Below are 23,311 nucleotides of genomic sequence, written 5' to 3' on the forward strand. Positions count from 1 at the left end.
ACAGTCGTCAGGGGAGGGGTCCATGACACCCGCGACGCAGCAACGCCACGCTCCTGCCGCCCACCACATGTCGTCCGCCGACTCATCCGCCGACCACTCGCCCCAGCTCAGGGCTGCCGCCCGCCACTTCGTCCGGCACCTCGGTCGGCGGCGCTTCCTCACCGCCGCCTCGGCCGCCGCCGCGCTCGCCTTCGCCGTCGATCTGCCCGGCGGCGACGAAGCCGCGGCGGCCGCCTCGGCCGACGCCCGCAAGCTCGCCGAGTACCCCTTCACCCTCGGAGTCGCCTCCGGCGATCCCCGGCCCGGCTCCGTCGTGCTGTGGACCCGGCTCGCGCCCCGCCCCTACGAGCCCGGCAGCGGTCTGCCCCGCGCGCCCTTCCGGGTGAGCTGGGAGGTGGCGCACGACGAGGCCTTCGGCCGGATCGCCCGCAGGGGAGACGTCCTCGCCCACCCGGAGTTCGACCACAGCGTCCATGTCGAACCCGACGGGCTCGACCCCGACCGGGTCTACTGCTACCGCTTCCGCGCCGGGCCCTGGATCAGCCCGGTCGGGCGCACCCGCACCGCGCCCGCGCGCGACGCCCGCATCCGCGAGCTGCGGTTGGCCGCCGTGTCCTGCCAGGCGTACTACCACGGCTACTTCACCGCCCACCGGCATCTGGCGGCCGAGGACCTCGACGTCGTCTTCCACCTCGGCGACTACCTCTACGAGTACCCGGTGGACGCCGTAGGCGGCGAGCGCAGGTACACGGACCGCGTGCTGCCGGCGCACTACGACAAGGAGACCGCCACCCTCGGGGACTACCGGCTCCGCTACGGCCTGTACAAGTCCGACCCGGACCTGATGGCCGCACACGCCGCGCACCCGTTCGTCGTCACCTGGGACGACCACGAGACCGAGAACAACTACGCGGACGACATCCCCGAGAACGACGTTCCGCCCGAGGAGTTCCTGCTGCGCAGGGCCGCCGCCTACCGCGCGTACTGGGAGAACATGCCGCTGCGCGGGCCGCAGCGGCCCGACGGCCCGGACATGCGGCTCTACCGCCGGCTGCACTTCGGCCGGCTCGCCCAGTTCGACGTGCTCGACACCCGCCAGTACCGCTCCGACCAGGCGTACGGCGACGGCGCGCACATCCCGGGGCCCGAGTCGCAGGACCCCGCGCGGACCATGACCGGCGCGACGCAGGAGCGCTGGCTGATCGAAGGCTGGCGCAGCTCCCGGGCGCTGTGGAACGTGGTGCCCCAGCAGGTCACCTTCTCCCAGCGGAAACTGGACCTCAATCCGGCGGCCAAGGTCAGCATGGATGCGTGGGACGGCTATCCGGCCTCCCGCGACCGCGTCCTGGACGGCGCCGAAGCCGCGGGCGTCGAGAATCTGATGGTGCTCACCGGCGATGTGCACGCGGCGTACGCGTACGACATCAAGCGCGACTTCGAGACGCCCGGCGCACGCACCGTCGGCACCGAGGTCACGGCGACGTCCATCTCCAGCGGCCGGGACGGAGCGGACAGACCCGGCAACTGGGAGACGTACACCCGCGCCAACCCGCACATGAGGCTCTACAACGGCAGGCGCGGCTATGTGAAGGTCACGCTGGGGGAGCGGCTGGCACAAGTGGACTTCCGGGCGGTGACACATGTCACTACCCCGGGCGGGCAGGTCGGCACGATCGCCTCATTCGTGACGGAAGCGGGGAATCCAGGCCTTGAACCCGTCTGAAACCCCCGGGAAGGGCGTGTCGGTGAGGCTCGGCTCCCTGAGAACATAGGTGCAGTTTCAACAAACGATCCTATGAGCTGTGGGAGCCGCCCAATGCCAGGCCGTGAACCGGGTCGGATACGCACCGCGGAGCCGCCGCCCCTGCCGTCTCCCACCGCGGCGGCGGCTCCGCGCCGTGCGGCCCTGCTGGTCACCCTCGTCCTCGGCGGGCTGACCGCACTGCCGCCGCTGTCGATGGACATGTACCTCCCGGCGTTGCCGGCGGTCACCGAGTCCTTCGGCGCACACGCGGCGACCGTGCAGCTCACCCTCACCGCCTGCCTCGCGGGCATGGCGCTCGGCCAGCTCGTCGTCGGCCCGATGAGCGACAGATGGGGGCGGCGGCGGCCGCTGCTCATCGGCATGGCCGTGTACGTCGCGGCCACCGCCGTCTGCGCCCTCGCCCCGACCGCCGAACTCCTCATCGCCTTCCGGCTGGTGCAGGGGCTCGCGGGCGCGGCCGGCATCGTCATCGCCCGGGCCGTGGTGCGCGACCTCTACGACGGCATCGAGATGGCCCGGTTCTTCTCCACCCTGATGCTGATCTCCGGCGCCGCGCCGATCATCGCCCCGCTGATCGGCGGACAGGTGCTGCGGGTGACGGACTGGCGCGGCGTCTTCCTGGTCCTGACCGGCGTCGGACTGCTGCTGACCCTCGTCGTCGTCGCCTGGCTCAAGGAGACGCTGCCACCCGAGCGCCGGCACACCGGCGGCGTCGGCCAGGCGCTGCGCACCATGCGCGGGCTGCTCGCCGACCGGGTCTTCACCGGTTACATGCTCACCGGAGGGCTCGCCTTCGCCGCGCTCTTCGCCTATATCTCCGCCTCGCCCTTCGTCGTGCAGGAGATATACGGCGCGTCCCCGCAGACCTTCAGCCTCCTCTTCGGCCTCAACTCCGTCGGACTGGTCGCCGTCGGCCAGATCAACGGCAAGCTGCTCGTCGGCCGGATCGCGCTCGACAAGGCGCTCGGCTTCGGCCTTGCGGTGATCACCCTGGCGGCGACCGCCCTGCTGCTGATGACGTCCGGCGTCTTCGGGGACGTCGGACTGGCGCCCGTGGCGGCGGGGCTCTTCACGCTGATGTCCGCGATGGGGCTGGCGATGCCCAACACCAACGCCTCCGCCCTGATGCGCGCCCCGCACGCCGCGGGTTCCGCCTCGGCGCTGCTCGGCACCTCCTCGTTCCTCGTCGGAGCGCTCGCCTCGCCGCTCGTGGGCATCGCGGGGGAGCACACCGCGGTCCCGATGGCGGTGGTGCAGCTCGGCTGCGCCCTTGCGGCCGTCGCCTGCTTCCTGCTGCTGTGCAGGCCCTGGCAGCCGCGCCCGGAGCCGTCCGGCGCGCACCCCTAGACCCCACAGGACTGCGCATGGACTCCTCACGGACTCCGCACGGGCTTCACATGCCTAGAATTTCTCAGTGAACGCCTCCCTCCGCATCCCCGTCCCCGACGCCCTGCGCAGCGCCCTCGGCGAACTGCTGGACGGGCTGCCGCCCCGGCAGGCCGCACAGGCCGTGGACCGGCTGATCGCCAGCTACCGGGGGCGGACCCCGACCGACGCGCCGGTGCTCCGCGACCGTGCCGACGTCGTCGCGTACGCCGCCTACCGGATGCCCGCGACCTTCGAGGCGGTGCGGTCCGCCCTGGCCGGGCTGCGCGCCGCGGCCCCCGGGTTCGCACCCCGTACGCATGCCGACGTCGGCGGCGGCACGGGAGCGGCGAGCTGGGCGGTCGCCGAGGCGTGGGCCGAGGGTCCGGAGGGGCCGCCGCGTACGACGGTGCTCGACTGGGCCGAGCCCGCGCTCACGCTGGGCCGCGAGCTGGCGCGGGCCTCCGGCGTGCCCGGCCTGGACGGCGTCGAGTGGCGGCGCACCCGCATCGGCCCCGCGCTGCGCATCGACGGCAGCGACCTGGTCACCGTCTCGTACGTCCTCAACGAGCTGACGGAGGAGGACCGCGCGGCCGTGGCGGACGAGGCGGCGCGCGCGGCGCAGGCCGTCGTGGTGGTCGAGCCCGGCACCCCGGACGGCTACGAACGGATCATCGAGGCCCGCGACCGGCTGACCGCCGCCGGGCTGCGGATCGCCGCGCCCTGCCCGCACAGCGCCCGCTGCCCCATCGAGCCGGGCACGGACTGGTGCCACTTCGCCGCCCGGGTCAGCAGGTCCTCCCTGCACCGGCGGGTCAAGGGCGGCTCGCTGGCGTACGAGGACGAGAAGTTCAGCTATGTCGCCGCCGTGCGGTTCCCGGCGGAACCGGCGCCCGCGCGGGTGACCCGGCGGCCGCAGATCCGCAAGGGGCAGGTGCTGCTGGACCTGTGCACGGCGGAGGAGACGCTGCGGCGGGAGACCGTCACCAAGCGGCACGGGGCGCTGTACAAGGCGGCGCGGGATGCGGAGTGGGGGGATGCGTGGCCGCCGGGAGAGGCGGGCCGGTAGGCGGAAGGCCGTACGGGGTCTGGGCGCTTGCCACCGGTTTCGGGAAGTGGGGGTCCCCCCACGCCCCAGGGCGTAGGGGGAGGGGCGGGGGAGACAACAACCCCTACGGCGACGGGCAACCCGCGGCGCGCAGCTCCTGCGTGCAGCACTTCACGCTGCCGCCGCCCTTGAGGAGCTCCCCGAGGTCCATCCCGATCGGTTCGAAGCCCCGCTGCCGCAGCGGTGCGAACAGCCCCGTCGCCGCCTGCGGCAGCAGCACATGGCGGCCGTCGCTGACCGCGTTCAGCCCGAGCGCAGCGGCATCCGCCTCCTCGGCGATCAGCGCGTCGGGGAAGAGCCGCGCCAGCACCGCCCGGCTGCCCGGTGAGAACGCCCCCGGGTAGTACATGATTTCGTCGGCCTGGTCGTCCAGCACGCTCAGCGCCGTGTCGAGGTGGTAGTACCGCGGGTCCACCAACTCCAGGCCGATCACGGGGCGGCCGAAGAACTCCTGCGCCTCGTCGTGGGAGAGCGGGCTGGACCGGAAGCCCCGCCCGGCCAGCAGATACGAAGCGGTGACCGCGAAGTCGCCCTCGCCCTCGTTGACATGGGCCGGCTCATGGATTCCGGGGAAGCCGTGCGCCCGGAACCAGTCCAGATGGACCGCCGCCTCGGGGGCGCGCTCAGCATGGGCGAAGCGCGCGCCGAGCACCCGGCCGTCGACCACGGTCGCGCCGTTCGCCGCATAGACCATGTCGGGCAGATCGGGGCGAGGGTCGAGCAGCTCGACGGCATGGCCCAGGGAGCGGTAGCGCTCGTACAGGTCTTCCCACTGCGCGAAAGCGAGCGGGAGATCCACAGGTTTGGCCGGGTCCATCCACGGGTTGATGGAGTACGTGACCTTGAAGTGCTCGGGCGGGCACATCAGATAGCGGCGCGGCGAGGCGACGCGGTCGGCGGCGTCCTCACAGGGCGTTGGGCGCAAAGAGAGCTCCTCACGTTCGGCATGGGGCACCGGTGCACAGGGTGTGTGCGTGCAGCCATGGTGCGGCCTGAGACGCGATCCTGCTGTGCCCCGTTCGAGTGATTCACGCCCTAGTGCTTGACGTGTCGCATGCGGTTCGGCTGTGAGACATTCGCCACATGGCCCCCGGCGCTAAGACGAACCGTCTCGGTTCGGCGGCAGTACATTGACCGCCATGACCCACCGCAAGGCGCCCGACTCCAGCCGCCGGAGCGAGGCCTCCCGGCGCGCCATCTACGCCGCCGCCCTCGCGCTCGTCGGCGAGACCGGCTATGCCAAGACCACGATCGAGGGAATCGCCGCCCGTGCGGGCGTCGGCAAGCAGACCATCTACCGCTGGTGGCCCTCCAAGGCGGCGGTCCTCCTCGACGCCTTCCTCGACCTCGTGGAACAGGCGGCGGACCGCGCCGCCGAGCCCGCGATCCCCGACACGGGTGACCTCGAAGCCGACCTCAAGCTGGTGCTCCGCGCCACCGTCGACGAACTCAACGACCCCGCCTACGACGCGCCGGCCCGTGCCCTCGCCGCCGAGAGCGTGGTCGATGCGAGGCTCGCCGCGGAGTTCGTCTCCCGGCTTCTCGAACCGCAGCTCCAGCTCTATGTGAAGCGGCTCACCGCGGCCCGGGAGACCGGCCAGATCAGGGCCGGAACCGATCCGCGCATCGCCCTCGAACTGCTCGTCGGCCCGCTCGCGCACCGCTGGCTGCTGCGCACCCTCCCGCTCACCCACGACTACGCGGACGCGCTCGTCGACTGCGCCCTGTACGGGCTTGCGCCGCGGGGCGCGCCCAGGGCGTAGCGGACCCCGGTTGCTGACTCGGGTCACCCAGGGCGCAGGATGGTGGGACCATGGCAGGGACCGCAGGGGCGAGGACTTAAGTCTGTGAGGGGATACATGGGCGACGGCATCGGCCGCCATCGCGGCACGGGGAGCGGTGCGGAGTCCGGCACGGAAGCCGGGACGAGAGCGGAAGCCGGTACGGAAACGGGTACGGGAGCGTGGTCCGCGGGCCGCGTCTCGGCCGCGGGGGGCAGACCCGAGAGCCGCCTCGCCCAGTGGCTGCGCCGACGCCCGAGGTCCGCCAGGAAGGCCCAGGCCGACGTCCCCGACCGCGAGTCGCTGCTGGCAGCCGTCGCCGCCGCGGGACTGCCGCTGGCGCCGGCCGCGCACCCCTCCGGATACCGCTGCTCCTGTGAGCGCATCGGCTGTCCCACCCCCGCCAGGCACCCGGTCTCCTTCGCCTGGCAGACGCAGTCGACCACCGACCGCGCACAGATCACACGCTGGGCGCAGGCCCAGCCGGAGGCCAACTTCATCACTGCGACCGGAATGGTCCACGACGTCCTCGACGTCCCGCTGGAGGCGGGCCGCAGCGCGCTCCAGCGGCTGCTGGAGCGGGATGTCGAGGTGGGCCCGGTGGCCGAGTCCGGCGGCGACCGGATGCTGTTCTTCACCGCCACCCGCGGCACCCCCGAGGACGAGGACGAGTGGTGGCCCTGCGAACTCGACTGCCACCCGGAGACCATGGACGAGCATCCCGGGCTGCGCTGGCACTGCCGAGGCAGCTATGTCCTGGTGCCGCCCGCACAGCTCCCCGGCGGCCTTGAGGTCGTCTGGGTGCGCGGACCGGAGCATCCGCTGCCCGATCCACTGACGCTGCTGGAGTCGCTCACGGACGCCTGTGCGCGGTACGCGGGCGAGAACGCGGAGCCGGACCGACATGAGGTGGCCTGGCCGCTGAGCCGCTGAACGACTGGCCGCTGACGTCGCTGAACCACTGGCCGCCGAGCCGGGGCCGCCGGGAGCCGGGCCGCTGCGAGCCCTACGACCCCTTCGCGGAGGTCAGGCCTGCCAGCCTGCCCAGCACCTCCACCGCGCCGCCGCCCGCGCCCGCCGCGGGCACCGTCACGGCCTGGCTGGAGACCCGCTCCTTGGTGAGCGTGGACGTCACCTCGCCCGACAGCAGCGCCTGCACATCCGGGTGCACCTTCAGCCGGACGCCCTTCGCGGCCGTCTGCCGCTCGAAGCTGCGCATCGAGAACAGCACGAACGCCCCGCCGTCCTCGGTGGCCAGCCCCAGCGGGGCAAAGTCGCCCTCGTTCGCCGCCCGGTCGCGGTACTGGGTGGAAATCCCCGGCAGGTTGGCCGACTTCCTGCGCTCCGCCCGCCAGGCGGAGGTGTACGGACCGTCCTTGAAGCGAGCCGGCTTCCCGCTCTGCAGATACCCGGCGTACTGCTCGCTCAGCTCGCCGGGGGCGACCGCCAGCGCTGAGCTGTCGGCGGCGACGGGCTCGGCGTAGCCCTCCTCGTCGGTCGTGAACGCCGGGATCTCATCCGGGGCCAGCACCGACAGATACGCGGCCCGCCACGTCTGGTCGGGGCCGGTGCGTATGAAGGCGAGCAGCCAGCGGGTGTCCCCGTCGCCGCCGTCCTCGTCGCGGTTGGAGTCCGTGTCCGCGATGAACCAGCGTGGCCAGCCCGCCTTCTTGGGGATGACGAACCGGGTGTCCGCCAGCTCAAGCGGCCTGTGCGTCGGATTGCCTTCCGGGTAGTTGACCTGCCGGGAGGCGAGCCCCGCCTGGTTGATCGCGCCCAGCGAGCCGGTGACCACATGCGCGTCGAGAGCGGGGTCGTAGGCCTTGTCGGCCGCGTTGTACGCCTTGGTGAAGGCCTGGAGCGCCTGTGCCGCCTCATCCTTCGTCACCGCGGGGACGACCGCCCGCTCCCCGTGCACGGTTACGCATCCGCCCGCCGCCAGGGACAGCGCCACTGCCGCCGCGAGCCCTGCCGCCGCCCGACTCAGCCTTCTCATCGGTTGCCTTCTGCTCCTCGACCCCCACTGACCGCCGCAACCCTACCGGTGTCCGGAATCGGCGGTCAGCGGAACCCGTTCCCCGTCTCAGGGCCGCATCGCGCGAACGCGCGCCGGTGCGGCCCGGAGCCCGCGCCGCCCCCGGGCCGGATGCTTCAATGCCCCGGTGACCGATTTCCGACTGCCCACCGCCTCCGAGGTCCCCGAGGTGTCCGGCACACCGCGGAACGCCCTCGACGTACTCGACGTGCTGCGCGTCTTCTGCGGCCCGGACGGCCGGTTCGGGAACGCGCTCGGAGTCGTACGCGACCCCCGCGGCTACCCCGACGAGCCGGCCCGGCAGAAACTGGCCGCCGAACTCGGCTTCAGCGAGACGGTGTTCGTCGACGACCCGGAACGCGGAGTCGTCGACATCTACACCCCGGGCGCCCGGCTGCCCTTCGCCGGCCATCCGCTGGTCGGCGCGGCCTGGCTGCTCGACCTGGAGTCCGTCAGCGCGCCGGCCGGAGAGGCCTGGGCGCGCAATGACGGGGAGTTCACCTGGATCGAGGCGCGCGCCGAGTGGGCCCCGCCGTGGACTCTGCGGCAGTACGGCTCCGCGGCGGAGGTCGAGGCGCTCGACGTTCCGCCGCCGGGGGCCGGGGCGCCTCCCGCGCCCGAAGGGCTGTGGGAGAGCGTCTACGCCTGGGCCTGGCAGGACGAGGCGGCGGGCCGGGTGCGGGCGCGCGCGTTCCCGGGGCGCGGTGAAGGCGTCGACGAGGACGAGGCGACCGGCGCGGCGGCGCTGCTGCTCAGCGCACAGCTCGGACGGGCCCTGAACATCATTCAGGGCCGGGGGTCGCAGATCCTCACGGCCCCCGGCCCCGACGGCGTGGTGGAGATCGGCGGACGCGTCCGGTTCGCCGACTCCGCCGTGGGCTCTCCCGTCATGCGCTGAGCGGGAACCGTGCCCCCAGCTCGTGGAACACGGCGCTGTTGAACGCGAAGGCGCGCTTGCACTCCTCCACGATGCGCTGCTTCTCCAGGTCGTCCACCTCCACCCGGTCGAGCAACTCGCGGTAACCCCGCTTGAACGCGGCCGGGTTGGGGATCTCCTCGAAGACGTAGAACCGCACTCCGTCGCCCTTGCAGGCGAAGCCCCAGGCCTTCTCCGCCCTGTCGCGGATGATCTGGCCGCCGGAGAGGTCGCCCAGATAGCGGGTGTAGTGGTGCGCGACATAGCCCGCGGGCCAGTCGCGGGCGCACTCCGCGATCCGGGCGGCGTAGGCGGCGGTGGCGGGCAGCGGCGTCAGCCCCGTACGCCAGTCGCCGTTGCCGTTGCCGTTGCCGTTGCCGTGGCCGTTGTCCGTGTCCGCGTCCCCGTCCGGGTGCCCGCCCGCGCCGCCGTACAGATGTGCCAGATCGCGCTCCAGCTCCGCCGTGCGCATCAGCTCGGGCTGTATGAAGGGGCCCGCGACCGGGTCGTCCCGCAGCGCCTCCGCCGCCTCCTCCAGTGCCCGGTACACGAACCAGAGCTGCTCGGTGTAGCGGGTGTACGCGTCCACGCCGAGCCTGCCGCCGAGCAGATCGCTCATGAAGGTGGACGTCTCTGCCTCGGTGTGCGCCTCATGGGAGGCCACACGGATGAGCGTCGAGAAGGGCGTGTCCAAGGCGGGCCTCCGAGGGGCCGAGGTGGGACGGGAAGCCGACGGGCGTCGCACGTCTGCGTGCACGCCCGCCGACATCGCAGATGGTCCTGCTTAGGTAAGCCTAAGTCAACTGCTTTCCCGACGGCCTGTCGGCAAATGGATACCCGCTCTGAGCGTCACGGCAACGTGAGGATGTCCGCCCCGTTCTCGGTCACGACCAGCGTGTGCTCGAACTGTGCGGTCCGCTTGCGGTCCTTCGTCACCACGGTCCAGCCGTCGTCCCACATGTCGTACTCGTGCGTGCCGAGCGTCAGCATCGGCTCGATGGTGAACGTCATGCCCGGCTGCATCACGGTGTTCGCGTGCGGGGCGTCGTAGTGCGGGATGATCAGCCCGGAGTGGAACGACGAATTGATGCCGTGGCCGGTGAAGTCCCGGACCACGCCATAGCCGAAGCGCTTGGCGTAGGACTCGATGACGCGCCCGATGACATTGATCTGGCGGCCCGGCCTGACGGCTTTGATCGCCCGGTTCAGGGACTCCCTGGTGCGCTCCACCAGCAGCCGGGACTCCTCGTCGACGTCACCGCACAGATACGTGGCGTTGTTGTCGCCGTGCACCCCGTGGATGTACGCGGTGACGTCCAGGTTCACGATGTCGCCGTCGCGCAGAACGGTGGAGTCCGGAATGCCGTGGCAGATGACCTCGTTGATCGACGAGCACAGCGACTTGGGGTAACCGCGGTAGCCGAGGGTGGACGGGTAGGCCCCGTGGTCGCACATGTAGGCGTGCGCCACCTCGTCCAGTTTGTCCGTGGTCACACCCGGCGCGATCAGCTTGGCGGCCTCCTCCATCGCCTGTGCGGCGATCCGGCCCGCGATGCGCATCCGCTCGATGGTCTCGGCGGACTGCACCTCGGAGCCGGTGTACGGGGTCGGCGCCGGCTTCCCGACGTATTCGGGGCGTCGGATGGCGCCGGGGACGGAGCGGCCGGGAGAGAGCTTCCCGGGTACGAGCAGCGACTGGCCAGACATGAGAGCGAGTCTAACCAGCCCGTATGGGGCAGCATGTCCATGAGGGAAGGAGCCGAGGATGGGCCTGTTCAAGCGCCGCACAGTGGGCAAACCGGGCGAGTGGTACTACTGCCTGGAGCACGGCGTGGTCGAGGAGGGCCCGGAGTGCCCGGCGAAGAACCGCTTCGGACCGTACGCCACGCGCGAGGAGGCCTCCCACGCGATGGAGACGGCCCGCGAACGCAACCTCGAGTGGGAGACGGACCCGCGCTGGCACGACGCCCCGAAGCGAGGTGACGACGACGCTCCCCGGTGAGCTGGGCGGCCCGTGTCCGGCGGACTCTCCCCTCCCGGCCGTGGGGCGGACCACATCGCCGACCCGGGACATCGCGTCGGTCTGACGATTACACTGAGACCCGTGCCTCAACTTCGCCTCGCTCTGAATCAGATCGACTCGACCGTCGGCGACCTCGCCGGAAACGCCGAATCGATCATGCACTGGACCCGGCACGCCGCCGGGCAGGGCGCGCATCTCATCGCGTTCCCCGAGATGGCGCTGACCGGATACCCCGTCGAGGACCTGGCCCTGCGCCCCTCTTTCGTGGAGGCCTCGCGGGCCGCGCTGCGTGCGCTCGCCGCACGGCTCGCGGATGAGGGGTTCGGGGAGCTGCCGGTGATCGTCGGGTATCTGGACCGCTCGGAGCGGGCCCAGCCGCGCTACGGCCAGCCCGCCGGCGCGCCGCAGAACGCCGCCGCCGTGCTGCACCGCGGTGAGGTGGTGCTCACCTTCGCCAAGCACCACCTGCCCAACTACGGCGTCTTCGACGAGTTCCGGTACTTCGTGCCCGGCGACACGATGCCCGTCATCCGCGTCCACGGCGTGGACGTGGCGCTCGCGATCTGCGAGGACCTGTGGCAGGACGGCGGCCGCGTCCCGGCCGCCCGCTCCGCCGGGGCCGGGCTGCTGGTGTCGATCAATGCCTCGCCGTACGAGCGGAAGAAGGACGACACCCGCCTGGAGCTGGTCCGCAAGCGCGCCCAGGAGGCCGGCTGCACCACCGCCTACATCGCCATGATCGGCGGCCAGGACGAGCTGGTCTTCGACGGCGACTCGATCGTCGTCGACGCCTCGGGCGATGTGATAGCCCGGGCTCCGCAGTTCGCCGAGGGCAGCGTGATCCTGGACCTGGACCTGCCCGCCGCCTTGGCCGGCCAGGACGCGGCCCGCGGCGGAGCCGCCGACGGAGAGCGTGTGGACGACGGGCTGCGCATCGACCGGGTCGTCCTCTCCGAGGAGCCGCTGCCCGCGTACGAGCCCGAGCTGACCGGCGGCTACGCGGAGCGGCTCGACGACGACGAGGAGGTCTACTCCGCCCTGGTCGTCGGGCTGCGCGCCTACGCCGCCAAGAACGGCTTCCGCTCCGTCCTCATCGGCCTGTCCGGCGGCATCGACTCCGCCCTCGTCGCCGCCCTCGCCTGCGATGCGCTGGGCGCGCAGAACGTCTACGGCGTGTCGATGCCGTCCAGGTACTCGTCCGACCACTCCAAGGGCGACGCCGCGGAGCTCGCCCGCCGTACCGGGCTCAACTTCCGCACCGTGCCGATCGAGCCGATGTTCGACGCCTATATGGACTCGCTCGCGCTCACGGGCCTCGCCGAGGAGAACCTCCAGTCCCGGCTGCGCGGCACCATGCTGATGGCCATCTCCAACCAGGAGGGCCATATCGTGCTCGCGCCGGGCAACAAGTCCGAGCTGGCGGTGGGCTACTCGACCCTGTACGGCGACTCCGTCGGCGCCTACGGGCCCATCAAGGACGTCTACAAGACATCCGTCTACCGGCTGGCGCAGTGGCGCAACCGCGCCGCCGAGGAGCGGGGCCAGACCCCGCCCATCCCCGAAGCGTCGATCGTCAAGCCGCCGAGCGCCGAGCTGCGCCCCGGCCAGGTCGACACCGACTCGCTGCCGGACTACGACGTGCTGGACCGGCTCCTGGAGCTCTACGTCGACCGCGACCAGGGCAAGGACGAGATCGTGGCGGCCGGATTCGACGAGGAGCTGGTGGCGAAGACGCTGCGCATGGTCGACACGGCCGAGTACAAGCGCCGCCAGTACCCGCCGGGCACCAAGATCTCGGCCAAGGTCTTCGGCAAGGACCGCCGACTGCCGATCACCAATCGCTGGCGGGAGACGGCCTCCCGCTGAGAGCCGCCACCGGGGTGGTCTTCCGGTGGTCCTCTGGTGGTCTTCCGGTGGCTCTCCGGAGGGCCACCGCCTGCGGTCCGCATATGAATCGGCATATGAAGGGGCCCGCCGCACACCGTGCAGCGGGCTCCCTTCGGCGATGCACCGCGCTCCGTCAGAGGTTCATACGCGCCGCGATCGGCAGATGGTCGCTGTCCGTGCGCGGCAGCGTCCAGGACGCCACCGGCTCCACCCCCTTGACCATGATCTGGTCGATGCGCGCCATCGGGAGCGACGCGGGCCAGCTGAAGCCGAAGCCGTCGCCCGCCGCACCCTGGGTGGAGCGCATCTGGGACGTGACGGCCCGCAGCGCACGGTCGTTCATGGTGCCGTTGAGGTCGCCGAGGAGCACCACCCTGTCGAGCGGCTCACGGACGATCGCCTCGCCGAGGGCGTCGGCGCTGGCGTCACGCTGGTTGGCAGTGAAGCCGGCGTTCAGCTTGACGCGCACCGACGGCAGATGCGCCACGTACACCGCGACCGGCCCCCGGGGCGTCGCCACGGTGGCCCGCAGGGCCCGGTCCCAGCCCAGGCGGATGTCGACGCGCCGGGCGTCGGTCAGCGGGTACTTGCTCCACACCCCGACCGTGCCCCGCACATGGTGGTACCTGTAGGTCCCGGCGAGCGCCCGCTCGTATTCGGGGACCTTGCTCACCGGCAGCTCCTGGAGCGCCAGCACGTCCGCGCCCGACGAGGCGACCTGCTTCGCGGTGCCCGCCGGGTCGGGGTTGCCCGCGTTCACATTGTGGGTGGCGACGGTCAGCTCCCCGCCCGAGGCGGCGGCCTTGTCCACCAGCAGCCCGCCGAAGAGATTGGCCCAGACGACGGCGGGCAGCACCAGGGCGATCAGCGCCGTGGCCGAGCGCCGCCAGAGCGCCGCGGCGAGGAGGACGGGAACGAACACCCCCAGCCACGGCAGGAACGTCTCCGTCAGACTTCCGAGATTGCCGATCCGGTTGGGGATCTGGGCGTGCAGGATCATCGTCAGCGCCAGCAGCACGGCGACTGCCGCCAGGAAGACGCCGCGCCGCCAGAGGCCTCTGTCCTCGCGCAGCCGCTCCAGCAGGCCCCGGACCCGGGATCCGGTGCGCCGGTCAGCCGCGCCGCCGTTCCCAGTCTCCGTCACTTCCGCCTGCGCCATGGAGATTTCCTCACTGCCTTGCCGTCACACCGCTGTCTCGGCTGTCCCGCCGATGACCCTAGGGGACCCGCTCGACGACAGCTGCTTCTTGCGGTTCTTACGCTTCTTTCGGTTTCGAGGACGAAGGGGCAGACCACGGGGTTCCTGCCGCTGGGGCCGATGGGGCGGGTGTGACAGAACGCGCACATACGTGTCGGCATGTGCCTCTGAGCTAGGCGGACGGGCGCAGGCCCTGGAGCACCGCGTCGACGATCCGCTCCGCGCTGCCCTGGCCCGGAGCGGCGTCCGGCCGCAGTACGGTGCGCACCAGCATCGGCCCCACGAACAGGTCGCCGAGCAGATCGAAGTCGATGTCGCCGCGGATCTCGCCGCCCGCGATGCCGCGGCGCAGCACCTCGTCCATCCGCTCACGGCGCGGCAGCACCACAGTGCGGTGGTACATGTCCCACAGCTGCGGATAGCTCTGCATCTGCGCGAACACGTTGTGCAGCAGGGCGGAGGACCGCTTGGCCAGCCCGCGCCGCCGCAGCGTCTCCACCATCGCGACCAGATCGTCGCGTACGGACGTCCCGGGCAGCGGGGGGTCGGCGGGCTCCATGGAGCGAACGACGTCGACGAGCAGGGCCTCCTTGCCGTCCCAGCGCCGGTAGATGGTGGCCTTGCCGACGCCGGCCGTGCGCGCGACGCGCTCGATGGACAGCTCGGAGACGGGCACGCCCTCTTCGAGGAGGCGTACCACGGCGTCGACGATGGCGCGCTCCGCCGCTTCGCTGCGCGGGCGTCCGCGCCGGCCCGTGCGACGCCGTTCCACCGCGTGCTCCGGCCGCTGTGCGAGCTCCCGCTCGGGCTCCTGCTCCGTCAGGGGCACGTCCGTTCATCCGCCTCTCGCACGATCGTCCTCGTGCCGCTCATTCTCGCCGACCTCCTCGGCCCGGCGGCGTCGGCCTCGGCTGCCCCGCGCCCGGTCTTGTCGGGCCCGAGCCGGGCCCCTCGGGCCTGCGGCCGGGTTCCCGGCCGGACGGCCTCCTTCTCCTGGGGCCCGCGCCTGGCCTTCTTGGCGTGGCGGTCGGCTGCCGCTGCCCCGCGCCCGGTCTTGTCGGGCCTGCGCCTGGCCTTCTCGGCCCGGCGGTCGGCTGCCGCTGCCCCGCGCCCGCGTCGGGTCGCCTCCGGTCGCCTCCGGGACGTCTCCGGGCGCATTGCACCGCACCCCGGGCACCCCGGGCGCACCCGGGCTCCCCGGGCGCGCCCGGCTCAGCGGGTCGCGGCCGGTTCATGCTCGTCCTCCCGCTCCGGGCCCCCGCCCGCCCCGGCGGGCCGGGGCGGCAGGAAGCATGCCACGACGGCCGCGCCCAGCAGCGCCACGGCCGCCGAGCAGAGCGCGGTGATGTGCATGGCGTTCAGGAAGGCCGAATGCGCCTGGCCGACGAGCGCCTGACCGGCCGGGCCGAGCTTCTCCGCGACGGCGAGCGTGGCTTCGATCGACTCGCCCGCAGTGTGCCGCGTCCCGCTCGGAACCCCCTGGAGATGGCCCTCGATCTCTCGCCGGTACACGGCGGACAGCAGCGAGCCCAGGACCGCCACCCCCAGCGCGCCGCCGACCTGGCGGAAGGTGTTGTTGACCGCGGACCCGGAGCCCGCCTTCTCGCGGGGCAGCGACTGCATCACGGAGACGGTGACCGGCGGCATGATGTGCGCCATGCCCACGCCCTGGGCGAAGAAGACCGCTTCCAGCGCCCAGACGGGGGTGTCGGCGTCGAAGAGCGCGAAGGCGGCGAGACCCGCGGCGACCAGCAGCATGCCGGCGGTGCACACGGCCCGCGCCCCGAAGCGCTCGACGACCAGCCGGGCACGCGGTGCGAAGACCATCTGGGTGATGGCGAGCGGCAGGATCAGCAGCCCGGCCTGCAGCGCGCTGTAGCCGCGCACGCTTTGCAGATAGAAGGCGGAGAAGAACGTCACGCCCAGCAGCGCGAAGAAGACCAGCGCGATCGCGGCGACGGCGGCGGAGAACGCGGGCTTCTTGAAGTACGCCATGTCGAGGGCCGGATGGTCGCTGCGCCTCTCGTGCAGAACGAACCCGGTGAGCACGGCGAGCCCGGCGAACAGCGGCAGCAGCACGGAGGGCGCGGTGAAGTCCGCCAGCTCGCCGCCGTGGATGATCCCGTACACCAGCAGCACCAGACCGACGACGGACAGGACGACGCCGACGGGGTCGGTGCGGCCGGGGGAGGGGTCCTTTGAATCGGGCACCAGCAGCGCCATGGCGATCAGTGCGACGATCGCGATGGGGACATTGACCAGGAAGATCGAACCCCACCAGAAGTGCTCCAGGAGCAGACCGCCGGTGACCGGGCCGATCGCGATGGCGAGACCCACGCTGCCCGCCCAGATCCCTATGGCCCTGGGCTGCTCCTCCCGCTCGAAGACGTTCATCAGGACGGCCAGGGTGGCCGGCATCACGAACGCCGCCCCGAAGCCCATCACGGCCCGGTAGGCGATCAGCTCGCCCGGCGAGCCCGAGAACGCGGCGAGCGCCGAGCCGGCGCCGAAGACCAGGACGCCGAAGAGCAGCACCTTCTTGCGTCCGATGCGGTCGCCGAGCAGTCCCGCGGTGAACAGCAGCCCGGCGAAGACCAGCGTGTACGAGTTGATCGCCCACTCCAGCTCGCTCTGGCCGGCGCCGATGCCGGTGGGCGGCGGGACCGCGATGGTCTTGACGGCGACGTTCAGGATCGAGTTGTCCAGCACCACGATCAGCAGGCTGAACATCAGGACGGTGAGGATCGCCCAGCGGCGCCGGTGTACGGCTTCGGGTACACGGGACATGGGCCCACTGTAGACGATTTTCGATACGAGATCGTCTCGTAAAACGCCGGGGATGAGCCCGGCCGGACACCCGCGCGTCCCCGTGCTCGAACGGGTGTCTGTCACGGGGGCGCGCGTCCCCTTTCCCCGCGCGGCACGAAGTGCCACCATGGATGCGGTCCGGGGACGCCGTCAGGGCGCCTCGAGATGACGAAGGAGCCGATTGGCCATGACGCTTCAGGCTGCCCAGAAGCCGCCTGCGGGACGCTCCGCCGACAGCAGCAAGGCGCTGTACGGAGGAAAGAGCAACCGCCGCATCACCGTGCACGACATCGCCGCCGCCAAGGAGCGCGGCGAGAAGTGGCCCATGCTGACCGCCTACGACGCGATGACCGCGTCCGTGTTCGACGAAGCCGGAATCCCGGTGATGCTCGTCGGCGACTCGATGGGCAACTGCCACCTGGGCTACGACACCACCGTGCCCGTCACCATGGACGAGATGACGCTGCTGTCCGCCGCCGTCGTACGCGGCACCCGGCGCGCCCTCGTCGTCGGAGACCTGCCCTTCGGCTCGTACCAAGAGGGCCCCGTCCAGGCGCTGCGCAGCGCCACGCGCCTGGTCAAGGAGGCGGGCGTGGGCGCGGTCAAGCTGGAGGGCGGCGAGCGCTCCCTGGCCCAGACCGAGCTGATCGTCCAGTCGGGCATCCCGGTCATGTCGCACCTCGGCCTGACCCCGCAGTCCGTGAACACGATGGGCTACCGGGTCCAGGGCCGCAGCGACGAGGCCGCGCACCGGCTGCTGAGCGACGCCAAGGCCGCGCAGGACGCCGGGGCGTTCGCGGTCGTGCTGGAGCTGGTGCCCGCGGAGCTCGCCGCGGAGGTCACCCGCTCGCTGCACATCCCGACCATCGGCATCGGGGCCGGTCCCGACACCGACGCACAGGTCCTGGTGTGGACCGACATGGCCGGCCTGACGGGCGGCAAGGTGCCGCGCTTCACCAAGCAGTACGCCCAGCTGCGCCAGACGCTGGGCGACGCGGCGAGGGCGTTCGCCGAGGACGTCGCCGGAGGAGCGTTCCCCCAGGAGGAGCACACCTTCCACTGAGCCACTCCCGGCACCAGCCGACAGCCCGCCGACATCCCCCATCGGCGGGCTGTCGGTGGTCTGTCGGCGATCTGTCGGCGGCGGCTGACAGCGTGGCCGCATGAAGAGAATCGACGACGACCCCCGACACGGCCCGCCGGCCGTCGAGGTGAGGGGGCTGGTCAAGCACTACGGCGAGACCAAGGCGCTGGACGGGGTGGACCTCGAGGTGCGGGAAGGCACGGTCCTCGGCGTGCTGGGGCCCAACGGGGCGGGCAAGACCACCCTCGTACGCTGTCTGTCCACCCTGGTGGAGCCCGACGCGGGGACCGCGACGGTCGCCGGGTACGACGTACTGAGCCAGCCGCGGCAGTTGCGCCGGGTCATCGGGCTGACCGGCCAGTACGCCTCGGTGGACGAGAAGCTCTCCGGCTGGGAGAACCTCTACATGATCGGCCGGCTGCTCGATCTGTCCCGCAGGGACGCGCGGCGGCGGGCCGACGAGATGCTGGAGCGGTTCTCGCTCACCGAAGCCGCCCGCCGCCCGGCGATGCAGTACTCGGGCGGCATGCGCCGCAGGCTGGATCTGGCCGCCTCGATGATCGGCCGCCCGGCGGTGCTGTATCTCGACGAGCCCACCACCGGCCTCGACCCGCGTACCCGCAACGAGGTCTGGGACGAGGTGCGGAGCATGACCGCCGACGGTGTGACCGTGCTGCTCACCACCCAGTACATGGAGGAGGCCGAGCAACTCGCCCATGAGCTGACGGTCATCGACCGGGGCCGGGTCATCGCCGGCGGCAGGGTCGACGAGCTGAAGGCCAAGGTCGGCGGGCGCACCCTGCAGCTGCGGCCGAGCGACCCCGCGCAGCTGACCGCGATGGCGGCGGCGATCGCCGCGGCGGGGCTGGACGGCGTCGTCGGCGCCCGTGCCGTGCCGGAGGAGGGGCAGCTCTATGTGCCGATCCTCAGCGATGAGCAACTGACCGCGGTGGTGGGCCTGCTGGGGGCCCAGGGCTTCTCCCTCGCCCACATCGGCACACATCTGCCGAGCCTCGACGAGGTGTTCCTGGCGATCACCGGAGAGAAGAGCGCGCACGACCGGCCCGGCCGGCACGACGCGCACGAGCAGTACGAGGAGGCCGCCGTATGAGCGCCGTCGCCGTCACCGCCGCAGAGGCCCGCATCGGGCTGCGGGCCAACCTCCGGCACATCGGGGCGCTGGTACGCCGCAACGCCCTGCAGATCAAGGCCGATCCGCAGTCCATGATCGATGCTCTGCTGATGCCGATCGTCTTCACGCTGCTGTTCGTCTATGTCTTCGGCGGATCGGTGGGCGCGTTCATGGGAGGCGGACGCGACGCATACGTCAACTATGTGATCCCCGGGCTGATGGCCATGATGGGCCTCAACGTCGCCATGGCCGTCGGCACCGGGATGAACGAGGACTTCCGCAAGGGCGTCATGGACCGCTTCCGGACCATGCCGATCGCCCGGTCGTCCGTGCTGATCGCCAAGATCGTGGTGGAGATGGGCCGGATGCTGGTCGCCACCGCGATCCTGCTCGGCATCGGCTTTCTGGTCGGCCTGGAGATCAAGACCTCGGTGCTCGAGCTGCTCGCCGCGGTCGGACTGTCCATGCTGTTCGGCGCATCGCTGATGTGGATCTTCATTCTGCTGGGTATCGCCATGAAGACCGCACAGGCGGTGCAGGGGATTGCCATGCTCGTGCTGATGCCGTTGCAGTTCGGTTCGTCGATCTTCACCCCGACGGCGTCCATGCCGGGCTGGCTGGAGACGTTCACCGAGTACAACCCGCTCTCCAACCTCGCGGACGCCGCCCGGAACCTGATCAACGGAGGGCCGGTGGCCGGCCCGGTGTGGATGACGCTGGGCTGGGCCGCCGCGATCACAGTGGTCACGGCGCCGCTCGCGGTCGCCCGGTTCCGCAAGAAGAGCTGACCACCCGGCCCGTACGGCTCAGAGCAGGGCGGCGGCCCCCTCGACGCCGAGACCGCCGCCCTCGGCCCGCGCGGCGTCGAACGCCGCGTCCCCGAGCACGGCGCGTGCGGCCTCCTCCGCCATCCGCCGGTTCTCCCGCTCGAAGGACGTGGGGAAATGGCCGGGCGGCAGCAGGCCGTCGTGCGCGCCGATGAGCCGGGCCGCCCGCAGCGCCCGCGCCTCCCCGCCCAGCCCGGTCAGCGCACGGGCCGCGGTGAGCACCGTGGAGGCGGAGAGCTGCGGGGCGACCATCATCGACAGCGGGGTGGAGCCGAGCTCCAGCGCGCGGCGGCAGCGGGCCAGAGCCGCGTCGAAATCGCCGTCGAACACCTCCACACAGGCGAAGACTCCATGGGCCAGCCCCTCGAAAACGGCGAGCGTCTCGGTCCGGAAGTCGTCCAGCAGCAGTCCGAGATGGCTGCGCGCCTCGGCGGTGCGACCGGTCCTGGTGAGCCGGAGGGCGAGGATCAGACGGGCGGCGAGCGGGCCCTCCCTGCCGCTCTCCGGGCCGGCGGCGATCACCTCGTGCAGAATCGTCTCGGCCTCCGCTCCGCAGCCCATCTCGTCGAGCACCCCCGCGAGCCTGGCCCGCAGCAGGGAGACCTGGCTCTGTGCGCCGAGGACGGCGGCACGGTCGATCGCCCGGCGGTAGTCGGCCGCCGCCTCCTCGTACGCGCCGCTGCGCTCATGGGCCTCGCCGCGCGCGGAGAGCGCCTCGGCGGCTCCCCAGGCGTCACCGAGCCGCTCGAAGATCTCCAGGCTGCGGTCGGCGTCGCGGCGGGCGTCCTCCGCCCAGAGAGTGCGGTTGGCCAGCGCGTTGGCCCGTACCTGGAGCACGGCCGCCAACTCCCAGTCATAGCCCGCCTCCTCCGCGGTGCGGGCGCTCGAGTCGAGGATCTCCAGCATGCGCTCGCCGTCGCCGGCGATGAGGACGGCGAAGAACCAGAGCGAGGCGGGGAAACGGCACGCCTGCGGCAGACCCGGGTGGTACGCCTCGGCCACGGCGTCCAGCCAGCGGCGGCGCTCCGGGGTCATCCACTCCTCCACCCCGTGGTCCATATTGACCATGCGCACCAGCCGGATCTGCCGGCGCGCCTCCGCCAGCAGCTCCGCCCGCAGCGGCGGAGGGGCGTCCGTGCAGCGCTCCGTCAGCGGCGGGGCCGGGACGACGGGCGGCGCGAACGGGTCCGGCCCCAGAGCGGAGACGGCGTCCGTCCAGTGCCGGGCGTCGCTGCGCAGATCCCGCAGCTGCCAGTACCAGGCGAGCGACAGCACCAGGCTGAGCCCCTCGTGTTCGTCGCGGGAGGCGACCGCGTGCCGCAGCGCGGTCCGCAGATTCTCGTGCTCCAGCTGCAGCCGGTCCAGCGCGGCCCGCTGCCCGCCGCCGCGCAGGCGGGGGTCGAGGGTGCGGGCCAGCTCCCGGTAGTGCACCAGATGCCGCCGCTCTGCGGCGTGCCGATCTCCGGCCTCGTCGAGCCGTTCGCCCGCGTACTCCGCGACGGTCTCCAGCAGCCGGTAGCGCATGTCTCCGTCCTCGCCGGGCGCGGCGACGACAAGCGACTTGTCGACGAGCGCCCCGAGAACCCCGGCGACGTCGGCCTCCCGCACGCCGGGGCCGCCCGGCACTGCGTGCCGCCCGGAGGGGACGGGGGCTGCCGCCCCCGCACCCCCGGCGGGCCGCTCGGGGCCGGATGACCCGTCGTACGCACCGGAGCGGGCGCTGCCTGCCGCCGCGTCAGCGTCCGGCCCGGGGCGTCCGGCGACCACGGCCCCGGCGGGACGGCTGTCGGAGGCCGGTCCAGCGGGTTCGGAGGTTTGGGCCGCGCCCCCTGCGTTGGTCGGCTGGGGGTGGTGGGCGGCTGGGTCGCTGGCCGGGTCGGTTGCTTTGGTGGCTTGGCTGCCGGGGGGCGGGACGGCCGGGGTCGAGTGACCGGCAGGCCCGGGGGTTCCGGCGGGCCCGTGGGCTCCGGTGGGCGGTCGGTTGCGGGGGGCGGGTCCGGCGGGGGGCGCGTCGGCGCCGCCCGTGCGGGTGCGGGTCGGGCCACCGGCGGATTCGGCGGTCTCGGCAGACCGGCTGCCGTCCACTGATCCGGCCAGATCCGCGGTGCCGCCTGCGCGGGTGCGGGTCGGGCCGTCGGCGGGTCGGCTGCCGGTGCCCGGTCCGGCTGCGTCGGAGGGGCCGGCCGGGGTCGTGTCGGCCGGGCGGGCGTAGCCGGCGGTCGGCTCGGCGGCCCGGCCGCCGGAGGGCGGTTCGGCCGGGGGCGCTTCACCGGCAGGCCCGGGGGCTTCGGTGGGCGGCCCGTCGTCGTAGGTCGCGTCCCGGCAGACCGATTCCGCCGCGGCGAGGTCGCAGCCGCCGGCGAAGACCGACAGGCGGCGCAGCACCGCGCGTTCCGGGGCGTCCAGGAGGTCCCAGGACCAGTCGACGACCGCGCGGAGCGTCTGCTGACGCGGCAGCACCGTGCGCGCGCCGCTCGTCAGCAGTCGGAACCGGTCGTCGAGGCGGTCGGCTATCTGGCGGGCCGTGAGCATCCGCAGCCGCGCCGCGGCGAGCTCGATCGCCAGGGGCAGCCCGTCGAGGCGGCGGCAGATCTCGGCGGCGGCCGCCGCGGTCGCCTCGTCCGCGTCGACGCGGAAGCCGGGCCGCGCGGCCGCGCCGCGTTCCGCGAGCAGCCGCAGCGCCATCGGGTCGGGCAGCGGGTCCACCGGGCGCACCAACTCGCCCGGCACGCCGAGCGGTTCGCGGCTGGTCGCCAGGACCGTGAGCCCCGGGCAGCGCTGCAGCAGCCGCTCGGCGAGCGAGGCGGCCGCGTCGACGACATGCTCGCAGTTGTCGAGGAGCAGCAGCATGCGCCGCCGTGCACAGTGCTCGGCGAGCCGTACGAAGGCGTCGCCGCTCTGCCTCTCGCCGCCCGCACGGAGTTCGTCCGCGCCCGCGCCCCACAGCACGGTCTCGCGCGCCCCGAGTGCGCTGAGGACCGCCTCGGGAACGGACTCCGGGTCGTCCACGGGCGCGAGTTCGGCGAGCCAGACGCCGTCCGGCCAGGGCGCTTCCGCCTCCGCGGTCCCTGCCGGGCCCGTCCCCGCGGCCTGCTCGGCCGCCTCCTGCGACAGGCGTGTCTTGCCCGAGCCGCCCGCCCCCACGAGTGTGACGAGCCGCGTGCGGGCCAGGTCCTGCCCGATGGCCCGCAGTTCGGGCCCGCGTCCCACGAAGCTGTTGAGCCGGGCGCGCAGATTGCCGGGCGGCGGTGTGCCGGGCGCCGCCGGACGTGCGGCGGCGGCAGCCGCGGAGGCTGTGCCGTCCAAGCGCCCGGGCTTGGGCTCGGGCGCGGGCCCGTCGCCGGGCAGCTGCCCGGCGACGGCGACCGCCCTCCGGGCCCCG

At 72.5% G+C, this 23,311-nt stretch carries 19 protein-coding genes; 11 read left to right on the forward strand and 8 right to left on the reverse strand.

What is annotated here, in order from left to right:
• The first annotated feature begins 67 nt into the window (after window positions 1-67).
• From QCN29_RS31390 to QCN29_RS31400, 3 genes are all read left to right on the forward strand, one after another.
• Window positions 68-1,723, forward strand: coding sequence for an alkaline phosphatase D family protein (locus QCN29_RS31390; RefSeq protein WP_279932438.1), 1,656 nt, complete (start codon window positions 68-70; stop codon window positions 1,721-1,723).
• Window positions 1,724-1,816: 93 nt separating this feature from the next.
• The gene (locus QCN29_RS31395; protein ID WP_279932422.1) at window positions 1,817-3,112 is read left to right on the forward strand and encodes a Bcr/CflA family multidrug efflux MFS transporter; all 1,296 of its coding nucleotides are present in this window, start codon (window positions 1,817-1,819) and stop codon (window positions 3,110-3,112) included.
• A 67-nt stretch (window positions 3,113-3,179) separates the two neighbouring features.
• Window positions 3,180-4,199, forward strand: a complete 1,020-nt coding sequence (locus tag QCN29_RS31400) for a small ribosomal subunit Rsm22 family protein (RefSeq protein ID WP_279932423.1) — start codon at window positions 3,180-3,182, stop codon at window positions 4,197-4,199.
• Between the two features lie 103 nt (window positions 4,200-4,302).
• Here QCN29_RS31400 and ddaH read toward each other — a convergent pair whose 3' ends face one another.
• Window positions 4,303-5,163, reverse strand: coding sequence for a dimethylargininase (gene ddaH / locus QCN29_RS31405; protein WP_398860351.1), 861 nt, complete (start codon window positions 5,161-5,163; stop codon window positions 4,303-4,305).
• Window positions 5,164-5,377: 214 nt separating this feature from the next.
• Here ddaH and QCN29_RS31410 point away from each other — a divergent pair, with 214 nt between their 5' ends.
• Both QCN29_RS31410 and QCN29_RS31415 read left to right on the forward strand, forming a co-directional pair.
• The gene (locus tag QCN29_RS31410; protein ID WP_279932424.1) at window positions 5,378-6,001 is read left to right on the forward strand and encodes a TetR/AcrR family transcriptional regulator; all 624 of its coding nucleotides are present in this window, start codon (window positions 5,378-5,380) and stop codon (window positions 5,999-6,001) included.
• Window positions 6,002-6,097: 96 nt separating this feature from the next.
• Window positions 6,098-6,952: a bifunctional DNA primase/polymerase gene (locus QCN29_RS31415; protein ID WP_398860357.1), complete on the forward strand. Its 855-nt coding sequence runs from the start codon at window positions 6,098-6,100 to the stop codon at window positions 6,950-6,952.
• A 73-nt stretch (window positions 6,953-7,025) separates the two neighbouring features.
• Here the strand turns inward: QCN29_RS31415 and QCN29_RS31420 are convergent, their stop codons facing one another.
• The gene (locus tag QCN29_RS31420; protein ID WP_279932426.1) at window positions 7,026-8,015 is read right to left on the reverse strand and encodes a hypothetical protein; all 990 of its coding nucleotides are present in this window, start codon (window positions 8,013-8,015) and stop codon (window positions 7,026-7,028) included.
• A 208-nt stretch (window positions 8,016-8,223) separates the two neighbouring features.
• Here QCN29_RS31420 and QCN29_RS31425 point away from each other — a divergent pair, with 208 nt between their 5' ends.
• Window positions 8,224-8,952 (forward strand): PhzF family phenazine biosynthesis protein, encoded by a 729-nt coding sequence (locus QCN29_RS31425; RefSeq protein ID WP_279932440.1) that lies wholly within the window; start codon window positions 8,224-8,226, stop codon window positions 8,950-8,952.
• Here the strand turns inward: QCN29_RS31425 and QCN29_RS31430 are convergent.
• Together QCN29_RS31430 and map are read right to left on the reverse strand one after the other, a co-directional pair.
• Complete coding sequence (locus QCN29_RS31430) at window positions 8,942-9,664, reverse strand: biliverdin-producing heme oxygenase (RefSeq protein WP_279932428.1); 723 nt, start codon at window positions 9,662-9,664, stop codon at window positions 8,942-8,944. The two genes, QCN29_RS31425 and QCN29_RS31430, sit on opposite strands and share 11 nt — an antisense overlap.
• Before the next feature lie 155 nt (window positions 9,665-9,819).
• Entirely contained in the window at window positions 9,820-10,677 is an 858-nt protein-coding gene (gene map, locus QCN29_RS31435) for a type I methionyl aminopeptidase (RefSeq protein ID WP_279932429.1), read from the reverse strand.
• 58 nt (window positions 10,678-10,735) lie between these two features.
• Between map and QCN29_RS31440 the strand changes: the two genes are divergently transcribed.
• Together QCN29_RS31440 and QCN29_RS31445 are read left to right on the forward strand one after the other, a co-directional pair.
• A complete protein-coding gene (locus QCN29_RS31440) occupies window positions 10,736-10,972 on the forward strand; it encodes a hypothetical protein (RefSeq protein ID WP_240139602.1) in 237 nt (78 codons plus the stop codon).
• Window positions 10,973-11,074: 102 nt separating this feature from the next.
• Window positions 11,075-12,859, forward strand: a complete 1,785-nt coding sequence (locus QCN29_RS31445; protein WP_279932430.1) for an NAD+ synthase — start codon at window positions 11,075-11,077, stop codon at window positions 12,857-12,859.
• A 154-nt stretch (window positions 12,860-13,013) separates the two neighbouring features.
• Here the strand turns inward: QCN29_RS31445 and QCN29_RS31450 are convergent, their stop codons facing one another.
• The 3 genes from QCN29_RS31450 to QCN29_RS31460 form a co-directional block, all read right to left on the reverse strand.
• Entirely contained in the window at window positions 13,014-14,039 is a 1,026-nt protein-coding gene (locus QCN29_RS31450) for an endonuclease/exonuclease/phosphatase family protein (protein ID WP_279932431.1), read from the reverse strand.
• 211 nt (window positions 14,040-14,250) lie between these two features.
• On the reverse strand, window positions 14,251-14,850 hold the full coding sequence (locus tag QCN29_RS31455) for a TetR/AcrR family transcriptional regulator (protein WP_240139612.1): 600 nt from the start codon (window positions 14,848-14,850) through the stop codon (window positions 14,251-14,253).
• A 440-nt stretch (window positions 14,851-15,290) separates the two neighbouring features.
• Window positions 15,291-16,865, reverse strand: coding sequence for an MFS transporter (locus tag QCN29_RS31460; RefSeq protein WP_279932433.1), 1,575 nt, complete (start codon window positions 16,863-16,865; stop codon window positions 15,291-15,293).
• A gap of 208 nt (window positions 16,866-17,073) precedes the next feature.
• On the opposite strand from QCN29_RS31460, the gene panB reads away from it, so the two are divergent.
• The 3 genes from panB to QCN29_RS31475 all read left to right on the forward strand — a co-directional run bounded on the left by panB (window position 17,074) and on the right by QCN29_RS31475 (window position 19,890).
• Window positions 17,074-17,949, forward strand: coding sequence for a 3-methyl-2-oxobutanoate hydroxymethyltransferase (gene panB, locus QCN29_RS31465; RefSeq protein WP_279932434.1), 876 nt, complete (start codon window positions 17,074-17,076; stop codon window positions 17,947-17,949).
• A gap of 100 nt (window positions 17,950-18,049) precedes the next feature.
• Window positions 18,050-19,081, forward strand: coding sequence for an ATP-binding cassette domain-containing protein (locus QCN29_RS31470; protein ID WP_279932435.1), 1,032 nt, complete (start codon window positions 18,050-18,052; stop codon window positions 19,079-19,081).
• Complete coding sequence (locus QCN29_RS31475; protein WP_279932436.1) at window positions 19,078-19,890, forward strand: ABC transporter permease; 813 nt, start codon at window positions 19,078-19,080, stop codon at window positions 19,888-19,890. The genes QCN29_RS31470 and QCN29_RS31475 overlap by 4 nt, the downstream gene beginning before the upstream one ends.
• 18 nt (window positions 19,891-19,908) lie before the next feature.
• Here QCN29_RS31475 and QCN29_RS31480 read toward each other — a convergent pair.
• Window positions 19,909-23,311: AAA family ATPase (locus QCN29_RS31480; RefSeq protein ID WP_450170356.1), on the reverse strand; the 3,403-nt coding region annotated here is incomplete at its 5' end.

Origin of the sequence: Streptomyces chengmaiensis (assembly GCF_029846775.1) — a bacterium.
In the GTDB taxonomy this organism is placed as follows: domain Bacteria; phylum Actinomycetota; class Actinomycetes; order Streptomycetales; family Streptomycetaceae; genus Streptomyces; species Streptomyces chengmaiensis.

Bases quoted from the DNA above. Each gene is read 5' to 3' on its own strand.
- QCN29_RS31470 (WP_279932435.1), top strand. From the start codon at position 18,050: ATGAAGAGAATCGACGACGACCCCCGACACGGCCCGCCGGCCGTCGAG.
- QCN29_RS31420 (WP_279932426.1), bottom strand. From the start codon at position 8,015: ATGAGAAGGCTGAGTCGGGCGGCGGCAGGGCTCGCGGCGGCAGTGGCG.
- QCN29_RS31415 (WP_398860357.1), top strand. From the start codon at position 6,098: ATGGGCGACGGCATCGGCCGCCATCGCGGCACGGGGAGCGGTGCGGAG.
- QCN29_RS31390 (WP_279932438.1), top strand. From the start codon at position 68: ATGTCGTCCGCCGACTCATCCGCCGACCACTCGCCCCAGCTCAGGGCT.
- QCN29_RS31440 (WP_240139602.1), top strand. From the start codon at position 10,736: ATGGGCCTGTTCAAGCGCCGCACAGTGGGCAAACCGGGCGAGTGGTAC.
- panB (WP_279932434.1), top strand. From the start codon at position 17,074: ATGACGCTTCAGGCTGCCCAGAAGCCGCCTGCGGGACGCTCCGCCGAC.
- QCN29_RS31460 (WP_279932433.1), bottom strand. From the start codon at position 16,865: ATGTCCCGTGTACCCGAAGCCGTACACCGGCGCCGCTGGGCGATCCTC.
- QCN29_RS31410 (WP_279932424.1), top strand. From the start codon at position 5,378: ATGACCCACCGCAAGGCGCCCGACTCCAGCCGCCGGAGCGAGGCCTCC.
- map (WP_279932429.1), bottom strand. From the start codon at position 10,677: ATGTCTGGCCAGTCGCTGCTCGTACCCGGGAAGCTCTCTCCCGGCCGC.
- QCN29_RS31450 (WP_279932431.1), bottom strand. From the start codon at position 14,039: ATGGCGCAGGCGGAAGTGACGGAGACTGGGAACGGCGGCGCGGCTGAC.
- QCN29_RS31395 (WP_279932422.1), top strand. From the start codon at position 1,817: ATGCCAGGCCGTGAACCGGGTCGGATACGCACCGCGGAGCCGCCGCCC.
- QCN29_RS31475 (WP_279932436.1), top strand. From the start codon at position 19,078: ATGAGCGCCGTCGCCGTCACCGCCGCAGAGGCCCGCATCGGGCTGCGG.